This window comes from Algoriphagus sp., from assembly GCF_013373065.1.
Lineage (GTDB): Bacteria > Bacteroidota > Bacteroidia > Cytophagales > Cyclobacteriaceae > Algoriphagus.
In genome coordinates, this window is record NZ_JABXIN010000023.1 from 56812 (window position 1) to 71198 (window position 14387).

General features: G+C 41.1%; 11 protein-coding genes. 3 read left to right on the forward strand and 8 right to left on the reverse strand.

Annotated features, from left to right (window positions below; all coding sequences use genetic code 11):
• Window positions 1–79 precede the first annotated feature (79 nt).
• Window positions 80–1084 (forward strand): gliding motility lipoprotein GldB, encoded by a 1005-nt coding sequence (gene gldB, locus HWE15_RS14405; protein ID WP_290508250.1) that lies wholly within the window; start codon window positions 80–82, stop codon window positions 1082–1084.
• Here gldB and HWE15_RS14410 read toward each other — a convergent pair.
• Genes HWE15_RS14410 through nth form a run of 3 tightly spaced genes read right to left on the reverse strand, consistent with a single transcriptional unit; the run spans window position 1047 to window position 4713 of the window.
• Window positions 1047–2270, reverse strand: a complete 1224-nt coding sequence (locus HWE15_RS14410; protein WP_290508251.1) for a glycosyltransferase family 4 protein — start codon at window positions 2268–2270, stop codon at window positions 1047–1049. The genes gldB and HWE15_RS14410 overlap by 38 nt on opposite strands.
• On the reverse strand, window positions 2267–4042 hold the full coding sequence (gene asnB / locus HWE15_RS14415; RefSeq protein WP_290508252.1) for an asparagine synthase (glutamine-hydrolyzing): 1776 nt from the start codon (window positions 4040–4042) through the stop codon (window positions 2267–2269). The genes HWE15_RS14410 and asnB overlap by 4 nt, the downstream gene beginning before the upstream one ends.
• Window positions 4042–4713, reverse strand: coding sequence for an endonuclease III (gene nth / locus HWE15_RS14420; RefSeq protein WP_290508253.1), 672 nt, complete (start codon window positions 4711–4713; stop codon window positions 4042–4044). The genes asnB and nth overlap by 1 nt, the downstream gene beginning before the upstream one ends.
• A 97-nt stretch (window positions 4714–4810) precedes the next feature.
• On the opposite strand from nth, the gene HWE15_RS14425 reads away from it, so the two are divergent.
• Both HWE15_RS14425 and HWE15_RS14430 read left to right on the forward strand, forming a co-directional pair.
• Window positions 4811–5947, forward strand: a complete 1137-nt coding sequence (locus HWE15_RS14425; RefSeq protein WP_290508254.1) for a P1 family peptidase — start codon at window positions 4811–4813, stop codon at window positions 5945–5947.
• Between the two features lie 143 nt (window positions 5948–6090).
• A complete protein-coding gene (locus HWE15_RS14430) occupies window positions 6091–7866 on the forward strand; it encodes a patatin-like phospholipase family protein (RefSeq protein WP_290508255.1) in 1776 nt (591 codons plus the stop codon).
• 69 nt (window positions 7867–7935) lie between these two features.
• Here the strand turns inward: HWE15_RS14430 and HWE15_RS14435 are convergent, their stop codons facing one another.
• The 5 genes from HWE15_RS14435 to HWE15_RS14455 form a co-directional block, all read right to left on the reverse strand.
• Window positions 7936–9729: an acyl-CoA dehydrogenase family protein gene (locus HWE15_RS14435; RefSeq protein ID WP_290508256.1), complete on the reverse strand. Its 1794-nt coding sequence runs from the start codon at window positions 9727–9729 to the stop codon at window positions 7936–7938.
• A 65-nt stretch (window positions 9730–9794) separates the two neighbouring features.
• On the reverse strand, window positions 9795–10970 hold the full coding sequence (locus tag HWE15_RS14440) for an acetyl-CoA C-acyltransferase (protein WP_290508257.1): 1176 nt from the start codon (window positions 10968–10970) through the stop codon (window positions 9795–9797).
• A 52-nt stretch (window positions 10971–11022) separates the two neighbouring features.
• Complete coding sequence (locus HWE15_RS14445) at window positions 11023–11382, reverse strand: four helix bundle protein (protein ID WP_290508258.1); 360 nt, start codon at window positions 11380–11382, stop codon at window positions 11023–11025.
• A gap of 46 nt (window positions 11383–11428) precedes the next feature.
• Complete coding sequence (locus tag HWE15_RS14450) at window positions 11429–13834, reverse strand: 3-hydroxyacyl-CoA dehydrogenase/enoyl-CoA hydratase family protein (protein WP_290508259.1); 2406 nt, start codon at window positions 13832–13834, stop codon at window positions 11429–11431.
• A 26-nt stretch (window positions 13835–13860) separates the two neighbouring features.
• Entirely contained in the window at window positions 13861–14322 is a 462-nt protein-coding gene (locus HWE15_RS14455; RefSeq protein ID WP_290508260.1) for a MarR family transcriptional regulator, read from the reverse strand.
• Between the last annotated feature and the right edge of the window lie 65 nt (window positions 14323–14387).

Below are 14387 nucleotides of genomic sequence, written 5' to 3' on the forward strand. Positions count from 1 at the left end.
AAAGGTATACTTAAAAGTACATCAATACGTTCCTTTGAAAAAGCCTGAATTCCTTACTTTTGAACCAAAATTTCCTACTATGAACAAACTATCACTCCTTGGAATCGGATGTGCGCTCTTACTTTTTTTTTCCTGCGGGAGTAGAAAGGAAACCTGCGAATTGGATTCGGACATTCTTTCACAGGATTTAGATCTAGAAGTGGTTCGTTTAGAACAGGAGTTTTTTGATGCAGAGACACAAGAAGACTTTCAATATCTTCTGGAAAAATATCCGGAGTTCACGAAAATCTACCTGCAGGCTGACCTTTACAATTCCATAGACTCGTTGACCTCAGATTTGCTGGAAATCCATCAAGATTCAGCCATGCAAGTATTGAATGATTCCGTCCAGACTGTTTATCAGGATTTTTCAGATGTAGAAGAGGAACTGAAAAATGCCTTTAAATACATCCGGCACTATTTTCCAGACTTCCAGGTTCCGAAAGTCTACACTTTTGTTTCAGGGTTCAATTCTGATTTGGTTGTGACCGAAGAGTTGATTGTCATCGGTTTGGATTATTTCTTACCAGCCAGCCATTCTTTTCAACCTGAATTACCACGCTACATGGCGGAGCGCTATGAGAAAGCCTACATCGTACCGATGATCGTAACTGCTATTTCTTCAAGATATAACCAAACAAAACCGGCTGATAATACCATGTTGGCGGAAATGATTTATTATGGGAAATCCTATCATTTCACGAAGGCCATTCTTCCATGCACCTCGGATCAGTTCATTATTGGCTACACGCCAAATCAAATTGCCGAGTCCTTTGCCAATGAGGAATACATTTGGGCACATTTTGTTGAGAATGAGTTGCTCTATGAAACCAATCCTTTTGAGATTCGGAAATACATGGGAGAGGCGCCCTTCACGGATGCGATTAGTACTGTAGCCCCGGGAAGATTGGGCCGCTGGCTGGGCTGGAATATCGTGGATGATTACGTATTTAACCAGGAAGTCACCTTACCGGAATTGATGCAAAACAAAAACGCGGAGGAGATTTTCAGGCAGTCAGGATATAGACCTCGTCCCCCTGCATAGGCGGGTTTTTATCCGGTTGAATTATTGCCAAAAGGCGTTGAACCGCTAGTTCCTTGGTGAAATATTTCTCTGCCAGTAGTCGGGCATTTCCTTGCATTCGACGAACTTGGTCCGGATGATTTTCCAACTTTTCCAATTCTTCAAAGCAGGAATTCAATTTACTCGGCAAACAGGACAAGCCTAGATTGTGCTGCTTTACCAACTGATATACCCAGCCTTTGTGATTAACCAAAATCGCTTTTCCTGCTGCTAAGGCATCAAAAAATTTATTGGGACTGTTGGTCTTCAATACTGGCAAATGGGCAAAAGAAATCCAGGCAAAATCTGAAACTCCAAATAATTCATTCACTTTTTCCTTGGATCCAAATGGGATAAAATAAACCTGTTCTAGTCCTCTTTCATAGGCTGATTTCATCAGGGCTTCCCGATGACTCCCATCACCCATAATCAAAAATTGCCAAGGTTTTTGCTTCCTTTTAGCCAACTCCGCTAAATCCAATAACTCTTCGACTCCATTTACCTGTCCAAGAGCTCCCGTATAAGAAATGGTAAGTACATCTTTTAAGCCCCATTTTTTCAAACCTATCTTTGATTTTTCCTGAGGATAAAAGCGGTCCAAATCAGAAAAATTAGGGATGATACTCAATGATTTTTGAGGAGAAACCTGCTTGATATGTTGAGCTATACCAGGTGAAAGCGCGACCAAGGAAAGCGCTTGGTCATAAATTTTCTTTTCCAGTTTTCGAAGCAATCGAATCAGGATAGGGTTTTTAATCGCTCCTACCTGGATTGGTGCTTCCGGCCAAATATCCCGGATTTCAAATATGTAGGGAATTGCTAAACGTTTCTTTGCCCATAGGCCTATTAATCCCGTCGTCAAGGGTGTTGAACTGACATACAAAAGGTCTGCACGACCGAGCTTTTTCAAGAGCCGGCGGGTTTTTAGAACAAAATCAAAAAAAGCACCAACCCTCCGAAGAAATCCAAATCGCTGCTCATAGGGTACTGGCAAATAGTGAACCTTGAACCCATCGATCCATTTTTGATCATAATAGGGAATATTTTTCCCACTGATAACCTCCACTTGAATACCAGCTGCAGCCAAACCTTTTGCCAAATGATAGGAACGAACAGCCCCTCCTTCTTCTGGGGTACGGAAATATTGGTGGATGTAGAAAACCCTCATGCTTTTTGCAATTTCAGCCACTCTGCCAATAAAAAGAAATTATAAATCGTCAAAAAGTGGGTCTTAACATAGTCCCCTGGCTTAGAAAGAATCACTTTGGTAGTTTCGGGTAGTTCTTTTTGATAGGTTCGTTCAAACTCCTGCACCGTTGAAAAGATCCAATTTGAAAACTCGCTGGTTTCACTAAGCCATTCCAAAAGAGGGAGTCCAAAGCCCAATTTTTTCCGATCTGCTACCCACCCCAATTCTAAATCCTGAAGACTTTGTCGAATCCATTTTTTTCCAATTAAGTCCTCCTCATTCTCTATTTGCTCCCAAAAATTCAACATCCCCTGATCCAAGTAAGGTGACCTCCCTTCCACACCATGAGCCATCAAGGCATTATCCTGAATTTTCAGTATATCCTGGACTAAATAGATTTGCCGATCAAAGTCCAACATCTGCTTATAGAGTGGTAATTTCTTTCGAAAAACCCGTTCATAGTCCTCAAATAAATCTGAAGAAAGGGTTTCCAAAGCGGAGAAATTCAAAAATGTCTTTCGAGGGTCAGGATCAATTCCTGAGAAAAACTTGATCCAGTTTCTACCAAAAGGTAGTTTCCCAACAAAACTTGGCAATTGAAGTAAAAGTCCCCTATTGTTCAGATAGGTATGAAAAGCTTGATGTCGTTGATAGCCTCCCCAAAGTTCATCCGCACCAGCTCCAGAAATCAGAACCTTCACGGATTCCTTGGCTTTTTTCCCGATCAACCAAATCAAAAAGCTAGCAGAATCTCCTACAGGATAATCCAGATTCTGAAGGTATTCGTTCCAATTTTCCCGAAAGACGCTTTGGTTCACTTCTACCGATTGTTGTTCAAAAGGAAGCTTTTTATGAAGCTTTTTTACAGCTAGGGCATCATCGTATTTCTTTTGAACTCCCTTTTCAAATTGTGCTGTGAAAGCAGGTAAGGGAACTCCCGTCTCATAATACCAAAGAGCATACAACAGGGTACTATCTGATCCACCGCTGAGAAGCATTCCCAAAGGGACATCTGCATGAAATTGATGCAGAACAGCATCTTTGAGCAGTTCTAAAAACCGATTTTGGTTCTTTTCTTTTTCAGGTTGTTTATTTTTCGGAATATCATCCCATCGAAAAGCAGACTGATCGCGAATAAGGCTAAATCGAGCTGGTTTCCATTCTTTAACTCCTTTGAAAAAAGTCTTGCCGGGCTGAGGGGTACGGAGGTAATGAAAATATTCCACCTGCACCATATCCACAGAAGATCCCAACAATTTGGCGATGCCTCTACTCTCAGAGGAAAGAATCAGTGAATCATGCGTTTGATGATAATACAGCGGTTTTTCACCGTTCCTATCTCGCGCAACTAAAATATTTTGGGCAGACAAATCGACAAAAACCAATGCAAATATGCCCTGAAGTTTCTCCAATCCTGCTGTTCCAAATATTTTGAGCCAATGAAGTAAGACTTCTGTATCAGATCGGGTAAAAAATTCAACTCCCATCTTTAGGAGCAAGTTGCGGAGGTCCTGATAGTTATAGATTTCTCCATTCCAGATAAGAAGTTGATTCCCATCCGGTAACCAAAATGGTTGGTCCGCCTCAGGGCCTGGATGAAGGATTTTTAGACGATTTACCCCAATCCAAATCCCAGGCCAAGGACTTAACTTGCTCTCTTGATCTGGACCACGGTGTTTAGCACTGTCCATTAGGACATTCAAGGCCTCTTCATTAGCTCCCTTTCCCCAAACAACGTGGATTCCACACATTAACTATTGGATTTTTTGACTGGTTTCAGACCATGTAGTTTTTCATAGTACCGACAGAAATTTGTAATCGGACATTCTTCACATTTAGGTTTACGTGCAAGGCAGGTATAGCGACCATGCAAAATCAACCAATGATGCGCTTGATGGATATATTTATCAGGAATATTTTTTACCAATTGTTTTTCAACTTCCAAGGGGGTTTTTGCCGACATAGGTACCAAACCCAAACGTTTGGAAACACGAAAAACATGGGTGTCCACCGCCATATTCGGTTGCTGCCAAACCACAGAAGTAATAACATTGGCTGTTTTTCGACCCACACCGGGAAGTTTAATAAGTTCTGCCACTGTATCAGGAACTTCAGAATTAAATTCCTCTACCAGCATTTTTCCCAAGCCCAGCAAATGCTTGGTTTTATTATTCGGGTAGGAAACTGTTTTGATGTAGGGAAACAGCTCGTCAAAATTTGAAGCGGCCAAATGTTCCGGTGTTGGAAAATCCCGAAATAAAGCCGGTGTGACCAAATTAATCCGTTTGTCTGTACATTGGGCAGAAAGGACTACAGCAATCAATAGCTGAAAAGGATTCTCATATTCCAGTTCCGTTTCAGCCACAGGCATATGATGTGAGAAGTAATCGATAAAGGCTTGATACCGCTCTTTTTTAAGCATTGATTTTAAACTTGGATTGGGGGATTAAGATAATTAATATTAAAGTATTCAACGGATGAAAATTGAAAAATTAGTCCTTTAAAAGTCAACCTATCTCATGAGAAAATCCCTGTCCTTTAGTTGCTTTTTCCTGGCCCTATTAAGCTTTCAAAACCTTCAATCCCAAACCAGACCCCGGGATTTAGGGGTGCCATTTGGGGTTCTATCTACCGGAAAATTAAATTCGATCACGGATGTAAATGGGGTAACCGTGGGACATTTTACAAAAGTCGAAGGGGATGCTATTCGTACCGGGGTGACCGCCATCTTAGCCCATGATGGAAATATTTTTCAGGAAAAAGTGCCTGCTGCCATTTATGTAGGAAATGGTTTTGGAAAACTTGCTGGAATCACGCAGGTACAAGAACTGGGACTGCTGGAAAGTCCCATTATTCTTACCAATACCTTATCGGTAGCGGCAGGAATCGAAGGAACTGTTCGGTATACTCTTGAGCAATCAGGAAATGAATCCGTTCAATCCGTCAATGCAGTAGTGGGCGAAACCAATGATGGCTTTCTAAATGACATTCGAGGCATGCATATTTCACCCGAAGAGGTGATTACAGCCATTGAATCTGCTCAAGGCGGTCCTGTTCAGGAAGGGAATGTGGGTGCTGGAACCGGAACCATTGCTTTTGGATGGAAAGGAGGAATTGGTACCGCTTCCAGAAAACTCCCCGAATCGCTTGGGGGATATACCGTAGGCGTGTTGGTACAAAGTAATTTCGGTGGAAACCTTCAAATCGGAGGCGTCCCTGTTGGAGAAAAATTAGAAAAATATCCTTTTCGAAATGCCATTGAAAAGGCTGATGGAAGTTGCATGATTATAATAGCTACAGACGCTCCGGTCCTTTCCCGAAATTTGGAACGGATAGCGAAACGGGCTATGATGGGATTGGCGAAAACAGGAGGCATCGCTTCAAATGGCTCTGGAGATTATGTGATTGCCTTTTCGACAGCAGCAAACCTTCGATCAGCCTATGTTGCGGAATCGGGAGAATTGGAACAAGTGGAAATTCTACGTAATGATGACATGAGCCCCCTTTTCATGGCGGTCATAGAGGCAACAGAGGAAGCAATCATCAACTCTCTTTTTGCTGCAGAGACAATGGAAGGAAAAGAAGGTAGAGTCGTGGAAGCCTTGCCCAAAGAACAGGTACTAAAATGGATCCACGAAAGAACCAGCTCCAATTAAATAATTCGGCCTCTGATTAAACTATCTTTTTGATTTGAGCCGATTAATTGTTTTGAAAAACGAAGTTTTTTTCAGAACATGAATGTAATTACGCTTTAGGAGCCTTTCCCGTACTTAAACCCAATAACCCTTTTTATCCAAGGATGAAAAATTTTAATGCCCAATACCATTCACTTTTTCACAGACTTTTTGGTGGTATGGATGATACCATGCTGGATCAAATTTTTGAAATAGGAAGTGAAAAAGTATTGAATACTGGAGAATATCTTTTTCATCAAGGAGATTCTCAGAATGTATTATACATCGTTCTTTCAGGTCGACTTCGGGCGATCAAAGAAGATTCTCAAGAAACCCGGATTCTAGGAGATATCGGTCAAGGAGAACCGGTGGGTGAGTTTGCCCTATTTACAAATGAACCTCGAATGGCCTCTGTTTTAGCCATTCGAAAATCAATTGTTTTGGAGTTTACCCAGGAAGAATATCAAGTCTTAGTTTCCAAAAATCCGGCTTTAGCAACTTCCCTTACAAACTTTGTAATCCAACGATTAAGACGGAATACTTTCCAACAAAATAAGACAACTCCTCCCAAAAATATAGCTTTAATAAATCTCCAGTCTGATTTGGATTTAAGTCCTTGGACCCAAGGAATGCAGACATATTTTGAGAATATGAAGATTCCTGTTCAGGTTTTTGATTATGAGTCCCAATCCCACCTTCATGATGAGGAGTTTTTTGATTCCTTGGAAGAACATGAAGGATTGAACATTCTGGTTTGCAATGATGAACAAACAGCTTGGTCTCATCAATGTCTGGTTTATGCCGATTTAGTGATTTTAGCAGCTCTATTTGAATCCAAAACCAAGATTTACCCGATTGAAAAAGAGCTTAACCTTTATGAAAGGAATATCCTTAATAAAAAGATTTATCTTCTTTTACTTCATGATGAAAATCCATCGATGCCTTCAGGAACCGAAAAATGGTTGAAAAACAGATCTGTCCAATTGCATATTCATCTTCGAAAGGGGCATGAAAAAGATACCGCTCGATTTTGCCGAATAATTACCAATCAAGCGATTGGACTGGTTTTAGGCGGTGGTGGTGCCAAAGGGTATGCACACATTGGGGTTGTCAAGGCTTTGCAGGAACGGGGAATTGACATTGATTTTTTAGGAGGAACAAGTGCGGGAGCCATTTATGGGGTTTCAATGAGCTTTCTCGATTTTGATTTTAAAAGGATTGAAAAAACCATTTCCAACTCTGTAAAAGCTCAGTTGACTTCCAATGATTTAACACTTCCCATGATCTCTTTTTTATCAGGAAAAAAGATCAAGAAGTTTATGAAGGAAGTTTTTGGCGAAAGTCACATGGAAGACATTTGGGTCAACTCCTATTGTGTGTCAACAAATTTTTCGAAAGCAGCTATGAAAATCCACGACAATGGCCTGCTTTGGCAGCAATTGGCTGCAAGTATGGCCATTCCAGGTGTATTTCCTCCTGTGGTGATTGATCAATACCTGCATGTAGACGGTGCCGTCATGGATAATCTTCCGATCGAACCTATGTACAGGTTTCCAGTCTCAAAAATCATTGCTGTATCGCTTTCGGGTTTACCAGAGCGCAAAGTAAATTATGAAGAGGCTCCAACGGGTTGGAGTATTTTATGGGATAAAATCTTCCGCAAGAAACGCTTCAAAATCCCTTCTGTCGGTTCCTTGATTATTAATTCACTTACACTTAACAGTCTTCAAAAACAAGAAATCACCAAACAGAAAGTTTCTCATTACTTTGAATTGAACCTGAAAGGGGTTGGCTTTATGGATGACAAAAAGTGGAAACAAATTCTCAAAAAAGGATATGATCAAATGGTTGAGTATTTAGACACACTACCCGAAGAAGAACGTTTTTGGATGAAAAAGTAATCGTGCCTCAAAATGAAAAAAGGGCTCAATAATCGATTAGAGCCCTTTTTTTAACATCAACTTTTAAATTTAAAAAGGATACTTTCCTTGCTCGATCATGAAATCAGCAATTTGCCTGCGAAGTTCCTTCGTATTGATTAGATCCATTTTCGTGAATCGCTTCAAACCCATCAGCATAACTTTTTGCTCGTCTCCTTTTGTAAAGGATGCAATCGCTTCTTTGGCAGCAGCATTGATTTTATCAACTGCCTCAGATAAGTAAACCTGTGACATGGCAATCTGATGCTTGCAAGCTTCCTCACCCTTCATGCTAACCAATTTCTCTGTCCGAAGAATTGCGGATTCAGCTGCATAAATTTCAATCATTACATCAGCCAAATTCATCATGACTTCTTGTTCATCCTCGATTTTGTCTTGAAGCGCCATAGCGGCTTTTCCTCCCAACATCAAGAATACTTTTTTCAACTTTTTAAGCACCTCTTTTTCTGCTGCAAAAAGCTCAGAAGTATCTACAGTTTCAAACGAAGGAACTGCTGTCAATTCATTAGCTACAGCCATGGCCGGTTCAAATAAATTGATTTCACTCTTCATGGCTCTTTTTAACAACATACCAACCATGAGCATACGGTTGATTTCATTGGTTCCTTCATAAATGCGGGCAATTCGAGCATCACGATAAGCTCTCTCCATCGGAGCTTCTGCAGAATATCCCATTCCGCCATAAACCTGAACGCCTTGATCCACTACAAAATCAAGCACTTCCGACCCATGAACTTTTGCAATGGCTGCCTCAATCGCAAATTGCTCCAAAGCTTTCAATTTGGCATCTGCATCAGACATCCCCTCGGCTGCCAATGCATCCATAAGGTCTTCGATGTCCTGACCCGCACGATAGCAAAGTGATTCGGAAACATAAGAGCGGATCGCCATCTCAGCAAGCATCCGTTTTACAGCACCAAAGGAATTAATGCTAACACCAAACTGCTTTCGCTCTGAAGAATATTTTATTGCATGAGAAGTAACGGTACGAACACCTCCCAAAATTCCAGCACCTAGTTTCACACGTCCAATATTTAGGATATTCACTGCAATCTTAAATCCATTTTGACGCTCAGAAAGCATGTTTTCTACCGGAACCGGACAATCATTGAAGAACACCTGACGAGTCGATGAGCCTTTGATTCCCATCTTTCGCTCTTCCTCATTCATGGTGATTCCTCCGAAAGTCTTTTCTACAATAAATGCAGTTAGATTTTTGTCATCTTCAATCTTCGCAAAAACGATAAAAAGATCCGCAAAGCCAGCATTGGAAATCCACATTTTTTGCCCATTGATGAGGTAATGTTTGCCATCTGCAGATAGCGTAGCCTTTGTCTTTCCACTATTCGCATCTGACCCTGCATCCGGTTCTGTCAAACAATAGCAAGCAGCCCATTCACCCGTAGCTAATTTGGGAAGGTACTTTTGTTTTTGTTCTTCGGTACCATAGTATAAAATGGGCAAGGTACCGATACCTGTATGAGCACCATAGGTAGTAGAAAAAGATCCTGCTGCACCAATGATATCAGCGATAAGCATGGAGGTATTGAAACTCATTCCCAATCCACCATATTCTTCCGGTACGGCTACTCCTAAAAGACCTAGTTCTCCAGCCTTTTTAAAAATAGAAGGTACCAAATCCGGGTTTTTCATACTGTCAATTTCCTCGATGTTTGGCGTAATCTCCGTATCGATGAAATCTTGACAGGCCTGAGCCATCATTTTTTGCTCCTCGGTAAATTGCTCGGGAATAAAAACGTCCTGTGCGTCAGTCTCCCGAATGAGGAATTCTCCTCCCTGAATCGATTTAGTTAAAGTCGTCATTTTGAGTTTTATCTAGTCTTGAATTTTCTTTTGTTTGAAAAATAAAAGCTGAACCCGCGAATTGCCTATTTCAACAATTCAAAGATGCCAGCTACACCTTGACCTCCTCCTACGCAAGCGGTCACCATTCCATATTTTTTATTTCTTCTTCGAAGCTCATTGAAAAGCTGAACCGAAAGCTTGGCTCCGGTACAACCTAACGGGTGTCCTAAGGCAACCGCACCACCATTGACATTCAAAATGTCTTCATTCAGATCCAAAGCCTTAATAACTGCCAAAGCTTGAGCAGCGAAAGCTTCATTCAACTCTATCAGATCTATATCATTTAAGGAAAGACCCGCTTGTTTCAAGGCTTTTGGCACAGCCTCTTTCGGGCCGATACCCATGATTCTAGGATCAACGCCAGCGACACTATAGGACATCATGCGAGCCATGGGCTCCAAATTCAAAGATTTCATCAAACGATCAGACATCACTACGACGAAGGCTGCCCCATCGGAAGTTTGGGAGGAATTACCTGCTGTGACTTGTCCCCCGTTTTTAAATGCTGGCTTTAAGTTTGAAAGCACTTCTAGGGTCGTCCCAGCTCGTGGGCCTTCATCCGTATCTACCACGAATGTTCGGGTTTTACGCTTTCCACTTTCATCCAAATAGGTTTCCTCTACTTCTACAGGAACGATTTCATCCTTAAATTTTCCTGACTCTATAGCCGCCAAAGCACGTTCGTGAGATCTTACAGAGAATGCATCCGCATCTTCTCGAGTGATGTTGTAGTCTTTTGCAAGCTCTTCTGCTGTTAAACCCATACTCAGATAATAGCTTGGAGTTTGAGAGGCTATTTTCCAGTTTAACACTGTCTTATGCCCCATCATAGGCAACAAGGACATGGATTCGGTCCCGCCTGCTATGATGCAATCAGCCATTCCTGCTTTGATTTTTCCAACCGCAAGAGCAATTGCTTCCAAACCCGAACCGCAATACCGATTCATTACAAATCCAGGATTATCGATTCCCAAAGCAAGTAAGGAAATCATTCGTCCCATTTGCATACCTTGCTCCGCTTCTGGAATGGCATTACCTACGATCAGGTCATCCACCATACTTGCCTCTAATCCAGGTGTGTTTGCAACCAAATATTTAATGACATCTGCTGCCAAATCATCTGGGCGATAAAAGCGAAAACCTCCTTTTTTTGCCTTTCCGACAGCTGATCTATATCCGTTGATTATATATGCGTCCATTATTTTGTTTTTAATTAATAAGTGATGTGTATCTAGTATCAAGATTTAAGAATCAAGACTTTGACTCAATAGAAGACTTCAAACCCATGATCATTTTTTGTATTTCGGAAATGTCAGATTCAAGTTCTCTTGCAGTTGTATTGTCAAGAATTCCAATTCTTTCTGAAATAATCATTTGAGTCTCCAGCTCAAAACTTTCACCAAGGCTAACTTCAAGGGAGTTAACAAATGATTTATTCGAAGTTTTTGCACAGCCCTCAGCTATATTTGAAGGAATAGAAACTCCAGCCCTTCGCATTTGAGAAATAAGTCCAAACTTCTCTTCGTTGGGATAAGATTTAGTAACTGAATAAATCTTCACCGCAACGTCTACTGATTTTTGCCAAACTTTGAGTTCTTTAAAATTATGCATGGTCCAAATTTTTAAATACTTGATACTTGCATCTAGATACTTAATACTAATTTCTAAGTGGTTTTCCTTTGAAAAGAATGCTGTGAATTCGTTCCAACGTCTTCTTTTCACCTGTCAAACTCAAAAATGCTTCTCGCTCCAGATCAAGCAAGTATTGCTCTGAAACCTCTGTTGGAGCAGATAAATCACCTCCAGACATAACCCAAGCTAGTTTTCTAGCGATTTTGGCATCATGCTCTGAGATGTAATTGCCATAGATCATTCCGGTAATTCCTGCTTCAAACAAAGCCAATGAGGTCTTACCCAACACTCTGATATTGGTTTGTTCCAAAGGCTGTGTATATCCAGCATCAGAAAGAGCAATCACCTTCGCTTTGGCTTCTGCCAACTGACGCTTTCTATTGAGCGTGATTCCATCTTGTGGACGCAGATAGCCCAATGCACGAGCTTCTTCAGCGGAAGTAGAAACTTTAGCCATGGCGATATTCATAAAGTACTCTTGCAAATGATTCAATTCCACGTCTCCAGGAAGAATCCGGTTAGAGAACCTCCTTGTCATTTCTTTAGTACCACCTCCGGCAGGAATCAATCCAACGCCTACTTCCACAAGACCCATGTACAATTCGGCATGGGCTTGAATGTGATCCGCATGGAGTGAAAGTTCGCAACCACCACCCAAAGCCATGTTATGGGGTGCCACAACTACTGGAACAGACGAATAACGAGCGCGCATCATGGTTTTCTGAAATTGAGCAATCATCAAATTGATCTCGTCAAATTCCTGATCTCCTGCAAACATGAAGAGCATAGCTAAGTTGGCACCTGCTGAGAAATTTCCTCCCTCATTTCCGATAACCAAGCCTTTGTAGGATTTCTCAGCCATAGATATAGCAGTATTGATTCCCTCGATGACCTCGGCTCCCATGGAATTCATTTTGGTGTGAAACTCCAAACCGATCACATCGTCTCCCATATCATAAATGGAAGCCCCTGCATTGCCCCAAATCTTTTTGTCAGCAGCCTTAAGGGTATCCAAAATGATGAAATCACCAGTACCTGGTATTTCAACATAGGATTTGCTTGGGATATCGTAATATTTCTTCTTACCGTTTTCTACCTTGTAGAAAGATTCATTTCCTGCTTCAAGCATTTCATGAACCCAAGCTGCAGCCTTTTCACCCGCAGCTTCCATTTTTTCAACAGTCTCTCTAACTCCTAGGACATCCCATGTTTCAAAGGGACCCAACTCCCAACCAAAGCCAGCTGATACGGCTTGGTCAATGCGGTAGAGTTCGTCCGAAATTTCTGGAATTCGATGGGAAACATATTTAAATAAGTCGTAGAAGGAGGCTCTGTAGAATTCACCTGCCTTGTCCTCAAAATTGACTAAGAATTTGATTCGCTTTTTGAGATCATCGATTTCTTTGGAAGCTTCCAAAGCTTTGAATTTTGGCTTTTCTACATCCTTATATTCAAAGGTGCTGAAGTCCAATTCTTTCAATTCTTTCCGTCCGTCTTTATGACGGATCATCTTGAAGTAGCCTTGTCCGGTCTTATCACCAAACCATTTATTTTCGTATAATACCTCTACGATTTTAGGAAGTTTGAATTTATCCCGTGACTCGTCATTTGGTAAGGCTTTATATAAGTTGTTAGCTACATTCACGGTGGTATCCAATCCGACCACATCCATCGTTCTGAAAGTAGCAGACTTGGCTCGACCTATTACCGGACCTGTCAATTTATCTACTTCGGAAACACCCAATCCCATTTTTTCGATAGTGTGCATTCCGGAAATGATGGCATAAACGCCAATCCGGTTGGCAATAAAGGCAGGGGTATCTTTACAAAGGACCGTTTCTTTCCCTAAGAATCGATCACCATAATCCATTAAGAAATCGATAATCTCAGGCTTCGTTTTAGGTCCTGGAATAATCTCCAACAACCGGAGGTAGCGAGGTGGGTTGAAAAAGTGTGTTCCAGCAAAATTTACCTGAAAATCCTCCGATCTTCCTTCACACATCATATGCATAGGAATCCCTGATGTATTAGAGGTAATTAATGTACCTGGCTTTCGATATTTTTCTACTTTTTCAAAAAGTTGTTGCTTGATATCTAAGCGCTCGACAACCACTTCCATAATCCAATCGACATCCTTGATTTTGGGAAGGTCATCATCAAAATTTCCGGTAGTGATCCGGCTTGCAAAACTCTTATCATAAATTGGAGATGGCTTCGCCTTGAGGGTATTTTGAAGAGCAGTGGTGACAATTCGATTTCGAACTGCCAGATGCTCCTTAGTCAAGCCCTTCTTTTGTTCATCTTCCGTGAGTTCAAATGGCACAATATCCAGTAACAAGACTTCCACTCCAATATTGGCAAAGTGGCAGGCTATTCTGGACCCCATCACGCCTGAACCTAAAATGGCTACTTTTCGAATGGTTTTGTTCATTTTTTTGGGTTTTGGTAGTCTGAGGGTTATAATTCAAATATGGGTTTATTCACAGTGGCTCCACTGAATTGGTCAATCACCAACTGAAGTTTTTCAAATACTTGAAAGAATGTTTCCAGATCTTCTTGAGAAATTACCTCACGGACCTGTTCATTGAATTCCTTAATAGTTTTTACGGAAATTTCTTTCTTTCGCTTTCCTTCTTCGGTTAAAAAAATCCGGACAGACCGTTTATCGGAAGGATCCTGCTTTTTGTAAATCAGGCCTTTTTCTTCCATGGTTTTGAGCATACGAGTTAAGCTTCGTGTCTCCAATCCAATCATTGGGGCAATTTTAGTAGCTGGAGTTCCTTCTTTGGAATTAATATTAATCAGGACAAAACCAATAGCCGTAGTAAAGCCTTCGGTTGCAGCCCGCTGATTGTACATCCTGGATATGGCATGCCAAGCGCTCTTAATGTGATAATCTACCGTTTCTTCACGCTTCATGTATAGGTACTTCTTTCAATTTTTAGCGTATCTAATTTAGATAAATTTTGTATGCATGCATACTA

Excerpts from the sequence above, each read along its gene's own strand:
- gldB (WP_290508250.1), top strand. The coding sequence starts at position 80 with ATGAACAAACTATCACTCCTTGGAATCGGATGTGCGCTCTTACTTTTT.
- asnB (WP_290508252.1), bottom strand. The coding sequence starts at position 4,042 with ATGTGTGGAATCCACGTTGTTTGGGGAAAGGGAGCTAATGAAGAGGCC.
- HWE15_RS14455 (WP_290508260.1), bottom strand. The coding sequence starts at position 14,322 with ATGAAGCGTGAAGAAACGGTAGATTATCACATTAAGAGCGCTTGGCAT.
- HWE15_RS14430 (WP_290508255.1), top strand. The coding sequence starts at position 6,091 with ATGAAAAATTTTAATGCCCAATACCATTCACTTTTTCACAGACTTTTT.
- HWE15_RS14435 (WP_290508256.1), bottom strand. The coding sequence starts at position 9,729 with ATGACGACTTTAACTAAATCGATTCAGGGAGGAGAATTCCTCATTCGG.
- HWE15_RS14410 (WP_290508251.1), bottom strand. The coding sequence starts at position 2,270 with ATGAGGGTTTTCTACATCCACCAATATTTCCGTACCCCAGAAGAAGGA.
- HWE15_RS14450 (WP_290508259.1), bottom strand. The coding sequence starts at position 13,834 with ATGAACAAAACCATTCGAAAAGTAGCCATTTTAGGTTCAGGCGTGATG.
- HWE15_RS14425 (WP_290508254.1), top strand. The coding sequence starts at position 4,811 with ATGAGAAAATCCCTGTCCTTTAGTTGCTTTTTCCTGGCCCTATTAAGC.
- HWE15_RS14440 (WP_290508257.1), bottom strand. The coding sequence starts at position 10,970 with ATGGACGCATATATAATCAACGGATATAGATCAGCTGTCGGAAAGGCA.
- HWE15_RS14445 (WP_290508258.1), bottom strand. The coding sequence starts at position 11,382 with ATGCATAATTTTAAAGAACTCAAAGTTTGGCAAAAATCAGTAGACGTT.
- nth (WP_290508253.1), bottom strand. The coding sequence starts at position 4,713 with ATGCTTAAAAAAGAGCGGTATCAAGCCTTTATCGATTACTTCTCACAT.